This is a genomic window from Metabacillus arenae (assembly GCF_014773385.1).
Lineage (GTDB): Bacteria > Bacillota > Bacilli > Bacillales > Bacillaceae > Metabacillus_D > Metabacillus_D arenae.
This window is the reverse complement of record NZ_JACXAI010000021.1, coordinates 87,240-109,324: the sequence shown is the minus strand read 5'-3', so window position 1 is coordinate 109,324 and position 22,085 is coordinate 87,240. Positions and strand designations below refer to the sequence as shown.

General features: G+C 36.5%; 19 protein-coding genes and 1 pseudogene. 4 read left to right on the top strand and 16 right to left on the bottom strand.

Going from position 1 to position 22,085, the window contains the following annotated elements; all coding sequences use genetic code 11:
• A pseudogene (locus IC621_RS16235) lies at positions 1-879 on the top strand (HNH endonuclease); the annotation flags it as partial.
• A 514-nt stretch (positions 880-1,393) separates the two neighbouring features.
• Here the strand turns inward: IC621_RS16235 and moaD are convergent.
• Genes moaD through IC621_RS16215 form a run of 4 tightly spaced genes read right to left on the bottom strand, consistent with a single transcriptional unit; the run spans position 1,394 to position 3,872 of the window.
• A complete protein-coding gene (gene moaD, locus IC621_RS16230) occupies positions 1,394-1,627 on the bottom strand; it encodes a molybdopterin converting factor subunit 1 (RefSeq protein ID WP_191159375.1) in 234 nt (77 codons plus the stop codon).
• Between the two features lie 4 nt (positions 1,628-1,631).
• Entirely contained in the window at positions 1,632-2,090 is a 459-nt protein-coding gene (locus IC621_RS16225) for a molybdenum cofactor biosynthesis protein MoaE (RefSeq protein WP_191159374.1), read from the bottom strand.
• Positions 2,071-2,619 carry a molybdopterin-guanine dinucleotide biosynthesis protein B gene (gene mobB / locus IC621_RS16220; RefSeq protein ID WP_191159373.1) on the bottom strand — a complete coding sequence of 183 codons (549 nt, stop codon included), beginning with the start codon at positions 2,617-2,619 and terminating at the stop codon, positions 2,071-2,073. The genes IC621_RS16225 and mobB overlap by 20 nt, the downstream gene beginning before the upstream one ends.
• On the bottom strand, positions 2,583-3,872 hold the full coding sequence (locus tag IC621_RS16215; RefSeq protein ID WP_191159372.1) for a molybdopterin molybdotransferase MoeA: 1,290 nt from the start codon (positions 3,870-3,872) through the stop codon (positions 2,583-2,585). Before IC621_RS16215 ends, mobB begins: the two co-directional genes overlap by 37 nt.
• Before the next feature lie 344 nt (positions 3,873-4,216).
• On the opposite strand from IC621_RS16215, the gene IC621_RS16210 reads away from it, so the two are divergent.
• Positions 4,217-4,789: a molybdenum cofactor guanylyltransferase gene (locus IC621_RS16210; RefSeq protein ID WP_191159371.1), complete on the top strand. Its 573-nt coding sequence runs from the start codon at positions 4,217-4,219 to the stop codon at positions 4,787-4,789.
• A gap of 17 nt (positions 4,790-4,806) precedes the next feature.
• Complete coding sequence (moaC, locus tag IC621_RS16205; RefSeq protein ID WP_191159370.1) at positions 4,807-5,286, top strand: cyclic pyranopterin monophosphate synthase MoaC; 480 nt, start codon at positions 4,807-4,809, stop codon at positions 5,284-5,286.
• A 185-nt stretch (positions 5,287-5,471) separates the two neighbouring features.
• On the opposite strand, the gene moaA is transcribed toward moaC, so the two are convergent.
• Both moaA and IC621_RS16195 read right to left on the bottom strand, forming a co-directional pair.
• Positions 5,472-6,488, bottom strand: coding sequence for a GTP 3',8-cyclase MoaA (gene moaA / locus IC621_RS16200; protein ID WP_191159369.1), 1,017 nt, complete (start codon positions 6,486-6,488; stop codon positions 5,472-5,474).
• Between the two features lie 433 nt (positions 6,489-6,921).
• Positions 6,922-7,689: a MerR family transcriptional regulator gene (locus tag IC621_RS16195; protein WP_191159368.1), complete on the bottom strand. Its 768-nt coding sequence runs from the start codon at positions 7,687-7,689 to the stop codon at positions 6,922-6,924.
• A 254-nt stretch (positions 7,690-7,943) separates the two neighbouring features.
• Between IC621_RS16195 and IC621_RS16190 the strand changes: the two genes are divergently transcribed.
• Positions 7,944-8,180: a hypothetical protein gene (locus tag IC621_RS16190; protein WP_191159367.1), complete on the top strand. Its 237-nt coding sequence runs from the start codon at positions 7,944-7,946 to the stop codon at positions 8,178-8,180.
• On the opposite strand, the gene IC621_RS16185 is transcribed toward IC621_RS16190, so the two are convergent.
• The 10 genes from IC621_RS16185 to IC621_RS16140 form a co-directional block, all read right to left on the bottom strand.
• Positions 8,173-9,276 (bottom strand): GerAB/ArcD/ProY family transporter, encoded by a 1,104-nt coding sequence (locus IC621_RS16185; protein WP_191159366.1) that lies wholly within the window; start codon positions 9,274-9,276, stop codon positions 8,173-8,175. The two genes, IC621_RS16190 and IC621_RS16185, sit on opposite strands and share 8 nt — an antisense overlap.
• Before the next feature lie 77 nt (positions 9,277-9,353).
• Positions 9,354-10,457, bottom strand: coding sequence for a GerAB/ArcD/ProY family transporter (locus tag IC621_RS16180; RefSeq protein WP_191159365.1), 1,104 nt, complete (start codon positions 10,455-10,457; stop codon positions 9,354-9,356).
• Between the two features lie 245 nt (positions 10,458-10,702).
• Positions 10,703-11,911 carry a Ger(x)C family spore germination protein gene (locus IC621_RS16175; RefSeq protein ID WP_191159364.1) on the bottom strand — a complete coding sequence of 403 codons (1,209 nt, stop codon included), beginning with the start codon at positions 11,909-11,911 and terminating at the stop codon, positions 10,703-10,705.
• Entirely contained in the window at positions 11,901-13,547 is a 1,647-nt protein-coding gene (locus tag IC621_RS16170; RefSeq protein ID WP_191159363.1) for a spore germination protein, read from the bottom strand. The genes IC621_RS16175 and IC621_RS16170 overlap by 11 nt, the downstream gene beginning before the upstream one ends.
• Positions 13,548-13,765: 218 nt before the next feature.
• A complete protein-coding gene (locus tag IC621_RS16165; RefSeq protein ID WP_191159362.1) occupies positions 13,766-14,236 on the bottom strand; it encodes a DinB family protein in 471 nt (156 codons plus the stop codon).
• Positions 14,237-14,441: 205 nt separating this feature from the next.
• Positions 14,442-16,601: a type IA DNA topoisomerase gene (locus tag IC621_RS16160; protein WP_191159361.1), complete on the bottom strand. Its 2,160-nt coding sequence runs from the start codon at positions 16,599-16,601 to the stop codon at positions 14,442-14,444.
• Positions 16,602-16,777: 176 nt separating this feature from the next.
• The gene (locus IC621_RS16155; protein ID WP_191159360.1) at positions 16,778-17,650 is read right to left on the bottom strand and encodes a DMT family transporter; all 873 of its coding nucleotides are present in this window, start codon (positions 17,648-17,650) and stop codon (positions 16,778-16,780) included.
• Between the two features lie 453 nt (positions 17,651-18,103).
• Positions 18,104-19,564, bottom strand: coding sequence for a serine hydrolase domain-containing protein (locus IC621_RS16150; protein WP_191159359.1), 1,461 nt, complete (start codon positions 19,562-19,564; stop codon positions 18,104-18,106).
• 580 nt (positions 19,565-20,144) lie between these two features.
• Entirely contained in the window at positions 20,145-21,347 is a 1,203-nt protein-coding gene (locus IC621_RS16145) for an aminotransferase-like domain-containing protein (protein ID WP_191159358.1), read from the bottom strand.
• A 301-nt stretch (positions 21,348-21,648) separates the two neighbouring features.
• Positions 21,649-22,080: an SRPBCC family protein gene (locus IC621_RS16140; RefSeq protein ID WP_191159357.1), complete on the bottom strand. Its 432-nt coding sequence runs from the start codon at positions 22,078-22,080 to the stop codon at positions 21,649-21,651.
• Positions 22,081-22,085: the final 5 nt, after the last annotated feature.

Here is a 22,085-nt window from a genome sequence, read left to right as displayed (position 1 = left end):
GAAGAAAAATCGAAGGTTGTCAACTTAAAGAAGAACTCATCAGAGTTCTTAGGTTTCTGCCTTAAAGCACATCTAAAGAGGACGAAGAAAAGAACACTTTATGTAGTTCGCTCACATATGACAAAAAAGGCACTTAGAAATGCGCAAACAAAGATAAAACAAGCTATAAAGGTAATTCAGAAACACCAAACAGTCGAAAATGTTTGGCGATTTAATATGGTCATAATGGGTATACAGAATTATTACGCAGCAGCGTCACACATAACGATAGACTTAAATAAGCTGAACAATCGTCTTAATAAAGCATTATACAATCGTTTAAAAGAAATGAGAAAAGAAGCTACGTTTCAAGACTTCACAAAATCCTTACAGAAACGTTATAAGGGATATGAATGTAATCTTTATAAAATAAAAGAAATGGTACTCGTCCCAATTCATGCCCAACGTTGTAAGGTTAATCTAAACTTCTCTCAATCTATCTGTAATTATACTACCGTAGGTAGAAATAAAATTCATCAAAACTTGCGAGCTATTAATAAACAAACGCTCACACATGTGATGAAACAATTTATACCAAGCCGTTCCATTGAATACAACGATAATCGTATTAGCCGTTTTATCGCACAATACGGAAGATGTGCCATTACAGGAATTGAATTAGGGCTGGATGATTGGCATTGCCATCACAAAACACCATACCGTCTTACAAAAGATGATTCATATGGGAATTTAATGATAATGCATGAATCTTTTCACCGCCTTATTCATATGAGAAATCGAGAGAAAATACAAGTGCTTCTTAACTCACTCAAGTTAAATGCGAAGCAACTTACTGAAGTTAATAAATTGCGCAAGCAATGTCTGAACGAAGTAATCTGATTCTACATTTCATCTTTGCATATACATAAAAATATTGAATGAGTTGGATTAGTTGGAACGCCGTATGCGGGGAAACTCGCCCGTACGGTGTGAAGTGGGGGAAAAGCTGGCGATAACGTCAAAGGCTTACCTATCACTATAGTAATGAAAAAAGTCCAATTTTACAACTTTAATACTGCGAAATTGGGCTTTTTAATATTTGAATTTCCTTAACGTTGTAACCGCATTTTCATGACGTTACCTTTAAATCAGCTTTGTATAGGAGATTATCAGAACTGGATAAGGGATAAAATCATTGGTATGATTTAGTATTTACATATGGCGGTTTTTGGATTTATCTCGGACGTACCCCCTTAACAGATAAAAAATCCTGCTTTTTCTTTTTAGCTAGAAAAGCAGGATTTTTTTCATATAATGTTTATCATCTAATCTGTGTGTTTTTGTCGGCAGGTCCCTTTAAATTCATTTATTTGAAAGGATGAATAGCAGGCTATTCAGGACATTTTCCAATCTATTACCCGCCGCTTACAGGCGGAATAAAGGCAACTGTGTCTCCATCTTTTACGATATCTTCTTCTGTTGCAAAACTTTCATTTATAGCTGTCATAACAGTTTTTAGAGATGCCAACTGATAATTTTTATAGAGCAGCTCTTTTAATTGATGAATTGTTATCCCTGATTCCTCTATCAATAATTTGTCAGATCCGATTTCCTCTCGTAAATGGGCAAATAGTAAGACAGTTATCATTTTTTCATCTCCTTGGTTTACCTTCTGGATAGAATGTTTTTTCAAGCTGATCGCCAATCCACATTGTTCCGTCTTCCCAGTACTCTTTTTTCCAAATGGGAACAATTTGTTTAATTCGTTCAATTGCAAACTCATTCGCTTCGTATGCTGTTTTTCGATGCGGAGATGAAACAGCTATCACCACCGCTATATCGGAAATATCAAGTCTGCCAACACGATGTGTGATCGCGGTTTTGGCATCTGGCCATTTTTGAGTTATTTCATCTCCAATTTGAGAAAGCATTTTAACAGCCATTGATTCATAGGCTTGATATTCGAGATAGAGCGTTTTCCTCCCTTTTGTAAACTCTCTTACTGTTCCAATGAATGTGGTTATAGCTCCTGCCTCCCTCCGTACTACCTTGCTTGTAACATTTTCTATCGAAATAGGAGAGTCCACAATTTCAAATAGTGTTTTTTCCACGCTGCTCCCTCACTTTACTAATTAAAAAGTCAATGATCTTCTTATCTTCATCTAAATGAAAAATCGGATATTGCCGTTCCGTTATTTTTTCTGTTGGAACCTCTCGCCAGCAATTGACACAGACTATATTGGTTAATGAATCTAGCAGAGAGAGATCACATTTATTTCGAATCAGAACTGCTTTTTGGTAGTTTTCTTGTTTATACCCCTCAATCAAAATAATATCTACAGCAAAGGATTGATAAAATTTGATGATTTCATCAAGTTGCCAATTATTACGTTTGGCACATATCTGAAGGACCCCATCTCCTTCTACCCCAGTTATTGCGGCTCCTGCCTGTTGATGCCGTAAGCTGTCTTTAGAAGTTAGCTCGTTAACTGGTGTTCCGCCATGCCCATGATGCTTAATCGTTGCAACTTTCAAACCTTCCTTTGCTGCTCTTGCTATTAATTTCTCCATTAATGTTGTCTTTCCACTGTTTTGAAATCCTACTATTTGTAGGATGGAACAATGTTCTCCCAAGGCCATTCACTTCCCCGATTATCTTCTAATAAAAGAACATCCACAGTCATACCTTTTGCATAGCCTCTCGTTCCCCCAGGGAGGACAATAAGTGCGTTAGCTTCCGCCAGCGAAGAAACCGCACTGGATTTATCGAATCCTGAAGGTTTTACAATTAACCGGCCATCAAAATAGGAAAGGTTGGCTCGTACAAACCTGGTAAATGGATTTGGTTTTGGAAAATCTTCCTCTAATATTGCCTCCTCTTTCAACAAATGCGGTTTATCATTAAATGAATAAGTTCGTACTGCTGGATGGACAAATAACTCGAAGCCAACGTAACAAGCAGATGGATTACCTGACAAGCCGAATAATAATTTATGTTCATATCGTGCGACTGTCGTTACACTACCTGGTCTCATAGCCACTTTGTTAAAAAGGACAGACGCTCCAAGATGTTCATAAATAGCTGGCAAATAATCAAAATCGCCTACAGAAACGCCTCCAGTAGTAATTAACATATCCACTTTGCTTAAGGCATTTGCAACTGCTGATATACAGCTTTCCAAGTCGTCATTAAGCTTTCCAAAGTATACCGGTTCTCCCCCTGCTCTTTGAATTTGGGATAGAATCATATAAGCATTGCTGTTGCGAATTTTCCCAGCTTCCAGCGGTTCATTTACATCAAGAAGCTCGCTGCCAGTTGCAAGGACACCGATAACTGGTTTTTTAGCGACTGGTACCTCATTGTATCCGAACGTTGCGAGAAGTGCTGTTATACCAGGGCTAATGTATGTTCCCCGTTTTGCTAGAATTTCCCCTTTACGAACGTCTTCACCTTGAAAGGATATATTGTCTCCTTTTTTAAACATACGTTTAATTTCGATGTATGTTTTTTTGTGATCCCGCCGCTCATTGGTTAGTTCAAGCATGACAACTGCGTCGCAATCTTGAGGAATTTGAGCTCCTGTCATGATTCGAACAGCTTGATAAGGACCTACCGTCTCTGTAAATACTGAGCCTGCGCCTATCACACCAACTACTTCGAATGTGGCAGGATTTTCAGAGCTTGCCTGGAGGGTGTCTTCCGCTCTTATCGCAAAGCCATCATATGGTGAGCGGTCAAAAGACGGGACCTCATGATCAGCTGCTAAATCTTCTGCTAAAAATCGTCCATACGCACATTCAAGCGGGACCATTTCCTTTAACCCTGGCCTTGCGTACTCCATTACTTTTCGTACAGCTTCTCCTACAGGAATTGGTTTTCTTTTTTCTACCACATTTTTTCCTCCTTTATTATTTCATAACAAGAAAGTAGACTTTTTTGTTTTAAAATACTATTATTTCAGCTTTCAAAGTCTAATAATTAGCTGTGTCAAGCCGATAAAAATGTTATGATAAGTCTATTACGCACAAGAATATCTCGCTTGCTTTTTTATGTATATTAATTTTTTTATCCCTAAGGCGTGAATTGTAAATGGTAAGTTTAGTTTTATATTTAGTATAACGGATAGCGAATATACAGAACAGTCGTTTAGGTGTTTCTACAAGGGCAATTCCTTTTTCTTGGCCTGATTACAACACATCTCACCGCTTCATCTAAAGATTAGGAGCTGAATTTCATATGTCAATAGCCGGGATCGTCCTAGCTGGAGGAAAATCCTCCAGGTATGGAACGCCAAAGATGTTTGAAACATATAAAGGAAAGCATTTATATGAGTACAGTGTCGATGCACTGAGGGAAAATAGGCTTTCTCCAATCATTATTTCAACTAATAGTGAGCTGCGCCCCTGCTTTAAGAGAACAGATGTCCACTATATCATAGAAAACGAACTAGAGGCTCATCAAGGTCCATTATTTGCTCTCTATAATGTCATCTCAAATGAACAAAAGGCGGAATGGTTTTTTGTTCTTTCGTGTGATATCCCTTTTGTTACTTCTTGTTTTGTGAGAGAGATTATAGCTATCGCTAAAGGAACACATTCCTTTGACGTAATTTTACCAACACAATCAGGCAGGGATCAGCCGCTTTTGGCCCTATATCATCGCCGAAGCCTATCTAAAATGAAACAAACCCTATCATCTAACAAAAGAAGCCTGCGTGTATTACTGAATGAACTTAATGTACGTACTGTACCATTCTCAAGGGATGAAAATATTTTTATTAATATTAACTATAAAGAGGATTGGCATTAATACAAGGAGGATTTATTATGAGCAGGTTTACACATTGGAATGAAGAGGGAAGACCTAAAATGGTAGATATCTCTCAGAAAGACAGCACAACACGTACAGCTATTGCACAATCCAAGATCGAATTATCCAATGAATTATACGAAAGCATCCAAAAAGGGCTGATAAAAAAAGGTGACCCGCTCCAAGTTGCACAAATTGCAGGAATCATGGCAGCCAAAAAAACATCAGATATAATCCCAATGTGCCACCCCATTCTGCTTCAAGGTACAGACTTTTCTTTCGAATATAAAAAAACAGAGGCCGGGTATGATTTAATCATCCAAGCAATGGTAAAGTGCAGCGGAAATACGGGAGTAGAAATGGAAGCCTTAACTGCCGTATCCGCAGCCTCCCTCACCTTTTATGATATGTGTAAAGCAGTAGATAAAGCGATGGTGATAAAAGAAACATATTTGGTTCAAAAAACAGGTGGAAAAAATGGAGATTTTTACAGGTAGATAATCAGCTGCTTAATCAAAAAACTGCTAAAGTCAGCAGTTTTTTGATTAGATCTAATTCCGGATTGCCGAATCATCCTTTGATTTGGCTGGATAAACTTCGAAATTGGCCGAATAACCCCCTTTATCCAGTCAAATAGATCGAAATAAATGTTGAGAAATCAGTCATAATTCATATTGCATCCCTATCCCCCAATATGGGACATTTCAACCTTTGGAGCCTCCCCAGATTTTGTATTGCTTTTCCGGTCATCTGAGTAACGGTCAACACGGCTGCTCCAAATTTCCTTAATTGCAGCAGCAATGGAGTGAGAACTTTCTCCTGAACGAAGGAGCTCCCGCAGATCAAAGCCTTTTGCAGCAAACAAACATGTATATAGCTTTCCTTCAGCAGAAATCCTTGCTCTCGAGCATGTTGAACAAAATGAATCAGTTACAGAGGAAATGATGCCAATTTCCTGATCACTGTATTGATAACGATACCTGGTTGCCACTTCACCAGTATAATTGGGCTCAATTTGTTCAAGCGGCATCGTTTTTCCAATTTTATTTAAAATATCCTGTTTTGAAAAAACATCATCAAGCCGCCAACCATTTGAGTTTCCCACATCCATATATTCAATAAAGCGAAGAATATGCTTTTTTTCTTTAAAGTATTTGGCCATCGGCAGAACGTCCTGATCATTTTTCCCTTTTTGAACAACCATATTTATTTTAACGTTCATACCTGCTTGTGCTGCAGCCTCAATTCCATCAAGAACCTGTTTTACATTGCCCCTATTTCCATTCATCAATGCAAATCGTTCCTCATCTAACGAGTCTAGACTTACAGTTACCCGTGATAAGCCAGCCTTAAATAAATCAGCAGCAAATTTTTTAAGCAGAGACCCATTTGTTGTTAACCCTATATCTTCTACCCCATCAATTTGCTTTAATCGATAAATTAGGTCTGGAAGATTCCTCCTTAACAAAGGTTCTCCCCCGGTAATACGCAATTTTTTAACTCCTAACGTGACAAAAATATCTGCCAGTCTTTCGATTTCATCGAAAGATAAAATTTTGTCAGAGGACAAAAAATTGAAATCTGGTCCGAAAATTTCTTCAGGCATACAGTACCCGCACCTGAAATTGCAACGGTCAGTAACGGATATACGTAAATCCCTTAAGGGGCGGTCAAATTTATCAAATAGTGCATTTTCCAAATTTCTCGCCTCTTTTCTAGTTGAAAATATAAAATTCTATATTTGTTAATAATAGATTAAAGTGAAGAATTGGGCAACTTTCACAATAGCATTTCCGATTTGTTTATCATTTAATCTTCTCAGAACATCTATAGGAATTTAACTATTGGACACACTTATTATCATTGCTAGTTCTTGTAATAGCCGTGCAATTCTCTCTGTTGATACTGAATTCCCAGTACAATTTCACTTCAATTTTAACAACTTTTACTAAAATTCCTGATGATAACTTGGCTGCTGAATACGAATGTTGGTTGTTTATCGATGTTGATGACTTGGTAGTTCATCTTTGTAAAGCTCAAAAGTCCAAAACCGGATCATAGAATTGGTTTACCATCGAAATAACAGTAAAAAGAGTATCCCAAAACCAGTATTATGGGATACCCGCGCGTTTTCATTTTTTTTTTATTCCTGTATAAATGTGAATCGCATCTCTTAAAAATTCTGCTCCACCAGGTTGCTCCTTGTCATAATATGCTGTAAATCTTTCATCATCTACATACATTTGTGCAAGCCCTGCGTGAGCTTCTTTGCTGTAACTGTCCCAATAAAAGCATAACCACCTGCGATGGAGGTCTGCCGTTTTTTGAGCTAATTCACCTGCTGGGTCACCAGTTGCAAACGCTTGTTTAAGTGTCGTAATCACATCAGCAGCTAATTGCTCAACTTCAGCAAATTGCTCCTCAGTCATATTTTTGAGTTTTTGATTGGACTTGTCGACTTGTTCATCCCCATACTTTTCTCTAATCTCTTTGCCATATTTTTTTTCATTGTCCTCTATCATTTTTTGCTTAAAGCCTTCAAACTTTTCTTTATCAGTCATCGTCATTCTCCCTTCTGTTAAAGCTATTGTTTTATCAACATTGGCTATTAACGTATCTAGTTGTTTCCGTTTTGAAAGAAGCTTTTCACGATGTTCCTTCAGTGCATTTACGCTGTTAAAAGACGGATCAGTTACAATTTTTTTAATATTATTTAAGCTGACACCAAGCTCTCTGTAAAAAAGAATCTGCTGAAGCCTGTCGACCTCTGCTTGCCCATATATACGATATCCTGATGAATTGATTCTTGCCGGCTTAAGAATATCAATCTCATCATAATAACGCAGAGTCCTAGTGCTAATCCCCGCCATTTTCCCTAGTTTCTGCACTGTATATTCCATGTGATCACCTCCTGACAACATCACTATACACCTTCACGTAACGTCAATGTAAATAGGTTTTTTTGAAAAAATACTTCCTAATAAAAAATATAATATTAAAGGGACCGGAAATATTTGCTTAGGAGGAAAATTAGAGAGGGATTGTGTAGGTTCAAAGCTATGTACGTTCAATTAATGTGGTTCATAGATTTATTATTAAAATGTTTCCTTGTGACAAATACTATCTTTACACTTCTACAATTAGGGGGAATACCATGAAAGTGATTGGTGCATTTGTACTCATTTTTTTATTATCTATTTCACTCAGTTTAGCAATGGACATTCTTTTAGGCTTTAAATTCTCTCGAGCGGCAACCCATTTACTAAACCCATTTTGGGTAATGGATGCTGGAGAGAATGTTATGTTATTATTTTTTTTGCTCATTACAATCGCTCAATTAATCTTCGTCATCAAAAAAAATAAAACGAACAAACAAAAAGGGTCTAGCTAGCTTTATTCTTGAAACGATTTCGAATGATAGAAATAACCAGCATGATCAAGGGCATGATGATCAGGAAAGGAATGTGCAGGTAACGGATCGTAACTATCAGGCCTTCTTCAATATGTTCAGCATAATCCGATGCCATCGCCATTGAGATAAACATGATAATAACTCCAGTTGGTAAAACAATTTGTTGATAGTTTTTTAATTTGAACAAATCGGTCATTCCGATTAATGCACTATAAAAAAATATCGATACTTTAAAAAATACTGTAATCAGAAAGGTAAAGACAACAAGGGCATCGAGTCGTTGGATAAACTCAAAAATATTGACCTTTCCGATCGTTGAAAACAAAGGAAAGGTAGATCTCTCAACGACTTCAACACTTAGTACTGCGGTATTTAAACTTGCTGTATAACTTAGTATAAGGCCACACGAAATCAAGGCAGACAGCCAAACCTTTTTAACCAATTTAAATTGATTTAAATAGGGGAGCAGCATGCTAAAGACAAACATTTCTCCGAAAGGGAAAGAAGTAATTAATGGGAAAGCTGTCGTTAAGATCGGTTTCCAGCCATTTTCCAAAAACGGTTGTAAATTATGAATATCCACATTACCTGATAAAACTACTAAGAGATTTCCTGTAAATCCAAAAAAGATCAAAATAACGATAAATACTTCGGCTGTTCTCCCTACTACTTCAATCCCTTGATAAACTACATAACAAATGGCAAGGATCATCAGGATATTGAGAGGTAATAACGGTGTTTCTGTCATGGTCGATGAGAGCAGCAAATCACCAAAGTCACGCAAAAGTCGGGCAGCCATGTATAAAAAGTATAGAATATATAACAAACCAATGATCCACCCTAAGTATTTGCCAAATATTTTTCTAGCAAATCCGGTAAGTGGCATACCTGGATATTGACGAAACAATGAGTAATAAATAAAAAATAAGACCATTCCTCCGGCCATTCCTAATAGAATCGCTAGCCAGGCGTCTTTTTTGGCACCTATTCCATAACTTACAACCAGGGTAGTCCCCAAGTCAAACATAAACATCATGGCAAATAGTTGGATGGTACTAATTTTCGCTTTTTCCATGATCATGAAGCACCCTTTCTTTACTTGTTTTGAGACATATCGTCATCCTCATACAAATAGCAGATAAGCAAGCGGTTCTAGTGAACTTTATTCTTGAAACGCTTGCGAATGAAGGTAATAACCAGCATGAACAGCGGAATGATGATATGGAAAGGAATATGAATGTAATATGATGTAATATCATGTCCTTCTTGAATATGTTCGGAAAAATCCGAAGCAATCGTCATGGATAAAAAGGTAAGGATTACCCCGGCTGGTAAAAGGCTGTGTTGATATTTTTTTAACTTGAACAAATCGGCTATTCCAATTACAGCACCATAAAAATAGATGGCTATTTTGAAAAACATTGTAATGAGAAAGGTAAAGACAACAAGAGCATCCAACCGTTGGAGAAACTCAAAAAGGTTGACTTTTCTAATCGTTGATAACAGAGGAAACGTAGTTCTCTCTACTTCTTCAACACTCAGGACTGCGATATTTAAACTTGTTGTATAACTTAATATAAGGCCACTTGAAATCAAGGCAGACAGCCAAACTTTGTTAACTAATTTAGTTTGATTTAAATAGGGAAGCAGCATGGTAAACACAAACATTTCCGAAAAAGGGAAGTAAGTAACCAACGGAAAGGCTGTCGTTAAGATCGGTTTCCAGCCATTTTCTAAAAACGGCTGCAAATGATTAAAATCAATATTACCTGAAAAATATACGAAGAGATTTCCTGTAAATCCAAAAATGATCAAAATGACAATGAATACTTCAGCTGTTCTCCCTATAACTTCTACCCCTAAATATAGGACGTAGCAAATGGTTAGGACCATCAAAATATTGATCGCCAGTAACGGAGTTTCTGTCATGGTCGATGAAAGCAGCAAATCACCGAAGTCACGTAAATTCCGGGAAGCAGCGTACATGAAGTAGACAACGTATAACAAGCCAATGATCCATCCCAGGTATTTTCCAAATATTTTTCTCGCATACCCAGTAAACGGAAGGTTAGGATATTGACGAAATAAGTAGTAGTAAATAAAAAATAAGACGATTCCGCCACACAGTCCTAAAAGAACAGCAAGCCAAGCATCTTTTTTAGCATCGATGCCAAGACTTACGACAAGCGCACTGCCAAGCTCAAATATAAACATCATGGCAAAAAGTTGAATGGCGCTGACTTTTGCTTTCTCCATCGTCTTAAATCCTCCCTTCATTACTTGTTATGACTTGACTCTCATTTTCGGTGTAACGATTAACCAAAAAATCAAAAAACAGTATAAAAAGTCCACCTTTCCTGTAGAATGACAGTCGATGCATCAAACTTAAGAAAAGGGGTCCTTAGTTAAAAGAATTTCAAATTTCCAGCTCCCATAGATGGCGTTTTCTTTAAAAAGAAAGTACTCTTAACAGATAAGGCTATCTAATTATAGATAACCAATTATTTAATATATGGCTTTGTCCTCAGGCCTGACCTCCGAATAAATGCTAATACATCTACCTTGACTTCTGTCTCAGGAAAGACTTCATCATTCCATTTTTTCTTCATTTCCTTCCACAATTTTGGGTCCTCGCGGTTGACATACTCCCCAAATCTAAAAATATCGCTTTCTTCTTCTTTGGCAGCTTCTACGGCCATCTTCACCTCCTCTTTTATTTCCTTCTCTAATTGCTTTTCAAGTTTTTCAAAGAATGTATATTTCCCAAGATCAATTGGACAATGGACTTCCGAGATGTGAGCTTCAGACCGAATTGAGACATGGATAACAGGTTTTTTATTTTTAATAGTTGCTTTTATTTTTGTTTTGGTGCGCATCATATCAACGGCAACCCCCTTTTTTTTCTCTTTACAATCTAGATTCAAAGAGGTTTTGGCCAGTTCATTATTTACCCAGTTCGCACCTCGTGCCGCATCCTCATCTAACCATTTTTTGAGTTTCCCCTTTTTAAAAATAGCAAGTCCTCTTATTTGCAGTTCTGCTTGTGGATTTATTTGTTGAACGTTTGTTAACTTTTCCCCTTGTTCTGGGTTTCCGATAATTTCAACCCCCGTTAAATGTGCCGCTTCTCCTCCTAATTGTTGAATGACTTGATCGGCACGGCTGCTTGCATACTCTCCCCATGTTTTTTGAGTGGATTCCAAGCCGCCAATAATTTTTGCTGAAGGAATTGGTTCTAAAGCTGTCATGATTTCGAGAGCACTTTTTGCTGTATCACCTCTTACGACCAATATCGGAAAAAGAGTACGAAATTCTGAATTACGCTCAAGCCAGTCAAACAAGTCTTGAATGCCTTTTTCTCTCGCCAGCTTCTCTCCAATCACCATTAATTGGACATGAGGGAAAAAAAGTTCCTGTGGAAGCTTTGGGGCAATTTTTCGGAGTGATTCCTGAACGGTACTCCCTGTAGACGTATTGGTCGTAACAGGAGAAATTTCTCCTTTCCCTCCTTGTTGTTGTCCACCGGCTATTTGTCCTTCATTTATAACTTGGACGGTGACGCTATATCTGTTTTCTACATCATCGCCGCCGTCATCAATTCCGATAGCGCTTACGAGGTCAATGTCCTGTAATTCTTTACGATCCCAACAGCCTGACAGCAATACAATGGATAAGATCAGTATAAGCATGATAAATGGTCTAAGTTTCATTAGAATCCCTCTTTGATTCATTATCCTTTAGCTGGCTTTCCCTCTGTGATGGACCAAGATTCTGAGCATCACCTGTCCTCTTTATTTTCTTTTGGTTAATTAATCGAGGACGTGTTGACAAAAATGTCTTTGGATTACGAAAGATCGTATCTTTCCAATCAGCAAAAATAAGCGGAGCAAAGGGAGTCAAGTATGGAATACCAAAAGAGCGCACGCTGGCAGTATGTGCGACTAACATAATGACACCGAGCCCAACTCCATAAAGACCGAAAGAAGCGGCCAAAATCATCATCAGAAACCGAAGTAAACGGACGGCATCCAGCATCGTATGATGGGGGATGGTAAAACTTGAGATTGCCGTTCCAGCCACTACAATGACCATGGCACTTGATACAATTCCCGCCGAAACAGCTGCTTCCCCCAATACGAGTGCGCCAACGATGGAAACCGCCTGACCAACCGGACGCGGCATCCGAACACCTGCCTCCCGCAATACCTCAAATGTAAGTTCCATTAATACAGCCTCTATAAATACCGGAAATGGAACTCCTTGCCGCTGTGACATCAAGTTAATTAATAAAGGAGTTGGAATCAATTCCGGGTGATACGTAAGAAACGCAATAAAAAGAGACGGTCCAAGAAGGGTGATTAAGAATGCACCAACTCTTAGGAGTCTTAAAAAGCTGGCTATATTCCAACGTGTATAATAATCTTCGGCGGTCTGAAAAAACTGGCTCCAAACCGCTGGTAAAATTAAAGGAATCGGTGTTCCGTCAACAAAAATAGCAACCCGGCCTTCCATTAAATTTCCGGCTACTACATCCGGGCGTTCCGTTATAAAAATAGTCGGCCAAGGTGTCCATGTATCGTCATTAATCCACTCTTCAATTGTATTGGAGCCAGTAATCTCATCTACTTCTATCTTACCTATCCGCTCTTTGACTTCGTTAAGAAGCTTGTCATTGACAATCCCTTTGACGTACATAATAGCTACATCTGTTTGTGTTACCTTCCCGAGCTTCATCTTTTCAACCCATAGATTAGGGCTTTTAATTCTGCGGCGAACCATGGCTGTATTGGTAATAAGGGATTCCGTAAAGCTATCCTTTGGCCCCCGAACAGCGGGTTCTGACGTAGGTTCTGTAATCGCCCGTATCTCCCCGCCTTCTGCAGAACAGCTAAGGGCTTTTTTTAAGCCATCAATTAAAAGGATGGTTTGCCCTGATAAGAGAGAATTAAGCAGCTTGTTAAAATCTGTTTCGTCTTTAACTGTTGCGACAGTTAAAATATTTTCTTTAATGTAGGTAAATAATTGACTCGGTGACTCAGGATCAACACTTTCAGTATTGTTAACGTTACCCATCATTCTTTCTATAATAGAATTGCCAATGATTTGCTTATCTGATAATCCATTGATATACAAAAGAGCAACCTTATGAAGGGTAGGTTTTCCCATTTTGAATTCACGAACAGATAAGTCACCGCTGTTCCCTAATACTTCCTTTATATTTTTAAGATTTATATCTAAATGAAGACTGATTTCCTTTTGAGGTAAGTTTTCTTCTGTTTCCTTATATTGGGGTGTTTGTTTTCCTTTTTTATGAATTTTAGTTAACCGTTTCCACGCACTATTCATTTTCTTACAACACTCCAAGTTTAAAATGTCCGAATAAATCGGTCTCGTTTTTTCTATTTTGTTATAGTCTCCTTCTTTTTTCTTTTCATACCTTTTTCTTCCTGTCTTACCAATTTTGCATGAATCACCGAAAATGGAAAAGAAAGCGATTATAAAAAAAGAATAAGGAGCCATCTCCTAAGAGAATGACTCCTTTTGTAAAACTTCTGCATTATTTATTAGTTCTTTACTTCTGAATGTTCAATGACGCGCATCATCGATTGAATTATTCCCAAATGGTTTGCTTCGTGCATGATCACCATACCGGTTAATTCTCCAAAGGTTTCAAGTCCCAAAAATGGCTTTTCCAATTTTTCATTTAACAGCTCAGCAGGAATTTGCTGAAGCCGAACCGACTGTTCCTTCAGTTCGATGATTAGCTCATCTAGGGTAGGTACATCTCCTTTCCAATCAGCAGGTTTTGTACCATTCCCAAATAATTCGATATAGTTGACCGGAAGATGAGTCGTTTTGTCGGGTAAGCCTAACATTAGCTGTTCAGCAACCGTTAATACATGTCCAACGTTCCAATGGATTGTGTTGTTAAAACCTTCAGGCTGTACATTTGCTATTTCCTGAGAGACTAATACTACATTTTTTAAAAAATACCCTCTTGTCATCTCTAAATGTTTAAACACTAGTTTATCCATCCCATTCGCCCCTTTCAAACTATCATACTTCCTTAATATACAGGCAATTGGAATAGATTAGGAGGGTCTTTTGATGCATTTCCACAATTATTTTTGTCTTTAGGTTGTACTACCCTATATATTAATAATCAAACGATTTCTCGTGATTTATATCATCTCAAGTTCTTTACATAATGGTAAAAAATACAGGAGGCAATAAATCCATTTACTTGTTAAAATCCATTTTCCAGCTGAAATAGTCGTTATCCGGATTTTTTATATACCTTAAATTGGCATCAAATATATTTCCTTTTTTACTTGTTAGGCCTTTCACGGTGACAATACCATTTTTCAAAAGGGTTTTAACCATTGTCTTTGTTGGCTTTTTCTTCATTGCAGCTAAATATTTATCGTTTTTCCAAATAACAAATTTACAGCCATTTTTCCAGTTACTGCAACCATAGCCCTTTTTTCCTTCAATAATTCCATGCTCACATAGTGGACATTTCCCCAATATTTCAATGGCTTTCTTTTCCTTTGTCACCTCATTGATAATAACTTCCTTTTCTTTTTTTATTTGGTCTACTGCGTTTCTTGTAAAATCAAAAATAACATTTAAGAATGCATCTTTCGTACTTTTTTGTTTTTCAATATCAGATAATGTTTTTTCTAACCTACCAGTAAACTCTAAATCAAACAATTCTTTAATTGGAAATGTCTCAACGAGATTTTTTCCAAGTTCTGTGCTTATAAGATTTTTATTTTGCGAAGCAATATAGCCGACATCTTTTAATTTTTTGATCGTCTCAGCTCTTGTCGCTGGTGTACCAATACTATAACCACTTAATACTGCTGCCAGCATTTCCTCGCTTTGCTCATCTTTTATCCTTTTTCCACAAGTCTCCATTACCCTTAACAATGTTTTTTCTGTATGTTGTTTTGGAGGCTTTGTTACATGGGATGATATTGAATAGTCTTCAATACTAACAAGCTCCTGGGGATGGACAATTGGTAATAGTGTATCCTTTGAATCTATTTTTTCAACCTTTTTCCATCCATTTACAAGCTGTACCCTTCCCTTTGAAACAAATACACCTTTTATCTCACTATTATTCACTTTAGTTATTAACTTTGTTTCCTCAAATTCAGCAAAAGGCATGAATTGCATGATAAATCTATTTTTTATGGCTGTATATACGATATCTTCATCCTTTGATAAAGATTTTGGCATTAAATAGGTCGGAATAATGGCACTATGGCTTTCAACCTTATCTGTATCAAACACACGTTTCATTTTTTTGAATTGAACTTCCTTCTCATACGGCAACCCTTTTTTTAATGTATCCAGAACTTTAGCAGCTTTTCCTGTTAGCGTCTCTTCTAATACAACACTAGCGGTACGTGGATAGGTAATGTATTTTTTCTCATAAAGGGATTGAGCGACTTTTAATACTTTGTCAGAAGTCCAGCCTTTGTACTTGCTTGTGATATACCCTTGTAAATTTGAAAGGTTAAATAAATATGGAGGATATTCTCGTTTTCTTTCTACTTGTTTATCAATGATCATCCCTGTTTGATTATGTAAAGCTTGCTCTATCAGCTCTAACGTATTTTTGTTTTTAAATTTTTCTTCTTCATCTTCGAAGTATGTTCCTTCATACTCTTTGTTGTCCTTTGTTTTAAAGGTTGCAGATAATTTAAAATAAGTTTCCGGGACAAAGTTCTCTATTTCTTTATCACGATCGTAAATAATCTTTAAAGTTGGCAGCAGCACTCTCCCGATATTTAAAGCTTGTCCTTTCCCTTTTTGATACTTTAATGTCGCAACAGACGTTAAATTAATTCCTATGACCCAATCAGCCCACTGTCTGCTGACACCAGCATCCTGAAGCGGCTTTAATTCTGTATTTGGTTTAATTGCTTGCAGTCCTTTTAACACTTCATCAGGTGTCCATTCGTTTAATAATAAGCGATAGACTTTCTTATCAGTCTTAAGGTTATAAATAATCGTGTCACCAATAATTTGACCTTCTCTATCAAAATCACATGCCGAAATGATCATGTCTACATCTTTTCGTTTCAGTAAGCTGGAAATAATCTTTAACTGTTTCTTTGCGCCAAAGTCTTCTCTTTCTTTATTACGAAAATCACTTTTTACTTTATAGCGAAAGCTTTCAGGAATAAAAGGAAAGTTTTCCAACCTCCATTTTGCCATTTTTTCATCATAATCTCTCGCATCATAAAGTTGCAGCAAATGGCCGAAAGCCCATGTAATCAAATAGCCATTCCCTTCAAAATAGCCATCTCTTTTATTCTTTATTTTCAAAGCATCTGCAATATTCTTTGCAACAGATGGCTTTTCTGCTAATAGTAATACGGATCCCATTTTCAGGACTATCTCCTTCTCTCTAGATTTTAAAAGATGTAAGTCTTGTTCGACTTATAAATGTTAATTTTAATCAAGTCGTTGAGCAAATAAGTACGTGCTTAACTAAAGTGCAGAAGAATCAATTATATAAAAAGCTGATCGGCAAATAACACCAATCAGCTTTTTCCTGCTGCTTATTCTTCTCGAATGACTAATAATACCCCAATAAAGATGAATATTGTACCTATCCAAAAAGACAAGCCAATTTGTTCACCTAGTAATAACCATCCTAAAAAAGTACCGACTATAGGTTGGAAGAAGAAAAATAACCCGCCACTTGAAGCGTTAAGCATTTGCAGTCCACGATTCCACAGTAAAAAGGCGCATGCTGTCGAAATAACCCCCAAATATAAAAGGCCGCCCCATATAGATGGATGCATCATGACTTGAAAATCGAGCTCAGATAATCGACTAATTGTAAATGGCGTTAGTAAGGCAATTGCCACAAGAATAGCATAGCTCGTTACGACCATTTGTGAATAGTGCTCCGGAACACGTTTTATAAGAACAGACATAAGTGACCATGTTAGTGCTGCAATAAGCAGTGTAACGCCACCAAGTTGTTGAGATAAATCGATTTGGGCTTCTCCAACAATAATATAGACACCGATTGTTGCTAAAATAATAGAAATTGCTTTTTTAAACGTAATTTTTTCTTTTAAAATAATGCGCGCAAAGACCACCAAAAATGCAGGCGTGGTGGAAGTAATAATGGCACCCATTTGTGCAGTTGAAAGCATCGTACCAACTTCTTGGGTTACGATAGAAATTGTATTTCCAATAAGCCCAATTATGAAAATTAATAGCCAGTCTCGTTTTTCAATACGCCATGATTGTTTTGTTACAACGCCAATGATCAGTAATGCCAAAAATGCAATTATATAGCGAAACCATACTAATTCAAGTGGTGGTACAAAGTCCACCACAAATTTTACTACAACATACATCCCGCCCCAAATACTAGCAGCGAGTGATAAATATAAGGAACCTAACAAGGTGTTTTTCATTTTGTACCCTCCGTTTTCTCTAGACAATTGCTGTCCTTAACGGAGATGTAGTTATTTCTTCCGTTAAGGGAGAATAACTGCAGGTACATCATTTTCAAATAGTGGCGACCACATCATCAGCTTTCAGCTCACTTTCAAAACGTTTAATCTATCATACAATAATTTTGTTAAATTGGGAATAAAACTGTACAACGATTCAAAAACATACAATTCAATAATTTGCTGGATTTTAACCTTATTTTTAAATAATTGGTGCGTTAATTGAAGAATTAAACGACTGCAATGTCACTTTTGAGAGTTAAAAATTTATAACTTCATAGAAAACAAAAACCAAATAATGTAAATTTAATAAATCGTAGTGTTGGCATTGTGTTTTTCATAATTATTTTAAATAACTGGTTACTTGTTCCCGTAAACTATACAGAAGTCACCTTACTAGACAACATGGATTTATTAACTGCCTTCCTTTAATTTCTTAAATGAAACATATATTGATAATAAGCCGTTTAATGCCAAGAGGATAACCATCATTCTTATTAGTAATGCAATATCAGCAGCAAATCCATTTATCACATGCCATGGAGATTTCACACTATATATAAGTAACGGAACGATGATAATTGATAAAACAAAGAGAATAATACCGGCAAAACACCATGGTTTTCCTTTACGAATTTTACCAGATTTAACCTTTACTAGTAGATAAATGAACATTACAAAAAGTAAGCATATTATCGCTATGATAACCAGTTGAACTATAGGAATATATTTAGGTATATCAACTAGTTCATCTCCATTTAATATATTTATAATACCTTGTTTCAAATATGGAAGTGCCACTTCTTCTTGAATATGATTTTTATTGGTAAGAATTACTCCTCCCCAACCAGATTCAGGTATGAAAAATAGCTCTGCGTGTGAATCAGGAGTTGAACCTGAATGCCATATCATTTCATTCTCGGAATCTGGACTTGTTATTTTTAAACCAAAGCCATAATACTCATTTTCAGGAATTTGGATAAGAGGTGATAAATAAAGATCCATATTTTTTTTAGTTAAAAGGTTGTTGTTACCTCGTTGATTAAGTAATTTAATATATTGAACCATATCCTTTGCACTTGCAGCAATATAACCATATGGTGCTCCACCATTATCATATGGGACTTTACTTTTTCTTGGTATTCCAAGCCAAGATTGATATCCTGCATGATATCCTTTTTTATACGCCGTTTTTTTGTCCGCCCCAGTATTTGTCATACCCAACGGCAAAAATATTTGCTGTTTCATATAGTCGGAAAATGTTTGATTTGTAACTTCTTCAATGAGAGCCCCAAGAATGATGTAGTTAGCATCGCTATATTGATATTTTGCTCCCGGAAGTGCAGTGAGATCAACGTTTGATAAGCTTTTTACATTGTTTTTTATGGCATTAAGATTTTTAGAACCCTGATCTGCTTTTAATAAACCTGAATAAGTGCTTATCCCACTTGTATGGGAAAGTAAATGTTTTATTGTAATTTGAGCTGCTGCTTGTTGATCTTTAAGCGTGAACCATGGGATATACTTTTGGACCGGATCCTCAAGATTAACGGTATCTTCTTCAATTAATTTCATTATGGCTAAACCTGTTAATGATTTACTTATCGATCCTAGCAAAAAGGGAGTCTTAGTCGTTACCTTTTCCCCTTCACCCGTTACACCCCAGCCATTAGAATAAAATATCTTATTCTCATGAACAATAGCAATTGAAGCTCCCGGAATTCGATGTTTTTCTAGAAAGGTTTCGACATAGTTATCTATAGTCATCTTGATGTCTTGTTCCGCTGAAACATGATAGACTGGTAAAAATGTGAAAAAAGAAATCAATAATACACATAATAATATGACTTTAGGTGGGGTTACTAATATTCTCATTGTATTTATCACCCGGAATTTTTATTTTTTTATAAAGAGGATTTCAACAAGCACGAATCATTGTAAAGAACCCTTTCACTAATAGCATTCCTGTTCTACTTTTGAATTTTTATATCTGTTTTCTTTCATCATAATGAAGATTTATTGCACTAATCAATTTGACAAATTTCATTGTATCCCCATTTTGTTTATACTATCTTGCCGTTTTCACGAGATTCTTGAATAGGTTCTTAAAGACTCTGTTTAATTATCCTTTTGTCCTTTGAACTTATTTGATATCGCTTAACTCTTCGAGATTGTTTTTCTGTTACCATGTTTAATTTAATGAATAAACAAATGATTTCTTTCAATCGCAATTGCAGTAGTGATTTTTTTATCCTAATGTACCTCCAACCACACAATGATTTTATCTGAAGATACATTTCCCCTTTTTCTGATTTCAAAACTCGACAAAAAGACGCCTTCTTGCTAAAAAAGGCGTCCGTTCATTTAACAAAATCTATTTTACTTTTTTAATACTTTATTTACAGCCCAAATTTAATGCTTCTATATAAGGAATTCTTCGATATTTTCTACATTCTTATTGTAAAATAAATTCTTTATTATTAGTATCCTGCAAAAGATCAGTTAGTAATTCAATTCCTTTTTCAATTTTTTCTGGTGTAGAGTGTGTGAAATTAAGACGCATCGCATTTCTTTTCGGTGTACCTGCATAGAATGGTTCACCTGGAACATATGCAACCCCTCTTGAAACGGCTTCAGTTAATAGAGAAGCTGTATCCGTTTGGGGATCTAATTCAAGCCAAAGGAACATTCCTCCTTTTGGTTTTACAAAGGATAAGTCTTGAATATCCGCTTTTAAGAGCTTATCGACCATTATGTTCATGCGATGCCCGTAAACCTCACTTATTTTACGAATGTGCGAATCTAAATCAAAATGACAGCAGAGCTCATGCAAAGCTTGATGAGATAGAGAGTTTGAATGAAGATCATTGGCTTGCTTTGCTTGGGACATGATCCTGATAATTTGATGCGGACCCGCTATCCAGCCTGTTCGCAGGGCTGGTGCAGCAGTCTTTGAAAAAGTACTTGTATAAATGACGTGTGTTCCATCATCTAAAGCAGCTAAAGGGATATTAACATCATCTGTATTAAATTGAATATCCCCGTATGGGTCATCCTCTAACACCATAACATGATGTTTATGAGCCATATTAATCAAATGCTGGCGACGTTCGAAAGACCAGACACGACCAGAAGGGTTTGAAAAGGTCGGGACAACATAAACACATTTTGGTCTGTAACGTTTCATCTTTCTTTCTAAGTCTTCAGGAATCATTCCATATTGATCTGAATCGACCGCGACAACATGCGCCTCATAGGATTCAAAAACTTGTAGTGCTGCTAAATAAGTAGGATCCTCCGTTAAGATAATGTCTCCGGGATTAAACATAACTCTTGAAAACAAATCAATAGCCTGCTGAGAACCTGTTGTAAGTAAAACCTGGCCGGTATTAAAACCTGAAATTTGCTTTTTTGCCATTCTATCTAGAATCACTTCGCGCAAAGGCCCATACCCTTCTGTTTCAATATATTGCAAAGGGTTATTTCCTTTAGCAAAAACACGGGAGAAAGCTTCTTTAATGGCTTCATTCGGAAATAGTTCATCATCAGGAAGACCGCCTGCAAAAGATATGACGTTTCCTTTATTTACTACTTTTAATATATCTCGCACTGCAGATGATTGCAGATGACGGACTCGCTTAGCAAATGGATATTTCATGTGATACACCTCAAAATTATAATTTTCTGAATAATACGTCTATACTACTCCTTTATATAAATATGTCAACCTTTCTGACATAATTTCATAATTTTTTCACATTTACAGAGCCTTGTTAATTGTCAGAGGTACTTGTAAATCTCGTTTTTTTATGTATTTCTTATTATTTTGATACACATTCCAAAAAATACAAATCTGATAACCTTATATTCAAAGAACAATGTAAGGAAGAAATTACAATTTTTATTGAACTTAACATTTCAATCTATTAAAAAAGAGTCCTAAGGCTCTATCCATAAAGTTATTTAACTAATGCTGCTCTCAGGTTAACACCATATTCCAAATAGCCCTTTAAACAGGTCAACATATATACCCAGCCTTCTTTATTATCTAACAATTTACTTATTAGCTCACCATCATTTTCTTTAAAACCTTCTTCCTTAATTTCTATAATAGTGCTTGCATGATCCAACTCTTTCAGCAAAATAGTAACAACGTGTTCCTCCTCGGGCGGACCCCACTGAAATACGATTTTCTTATTTACCTCGATTTCCATTACTTCTATATCCCCTTGAGCATCGTATTCATCATATCTCAATGTAATCGACTTGCCTTGTTCCCATCTTTCAGAGCTTGAAGAAAACCAAAAATTTCCGATTTTCAAAGGATCTACAAAGGCTTCAAATACTTCATTAGCTGGCTTTAATACTTTTATGTTCGTAAGATTATTCATACTAA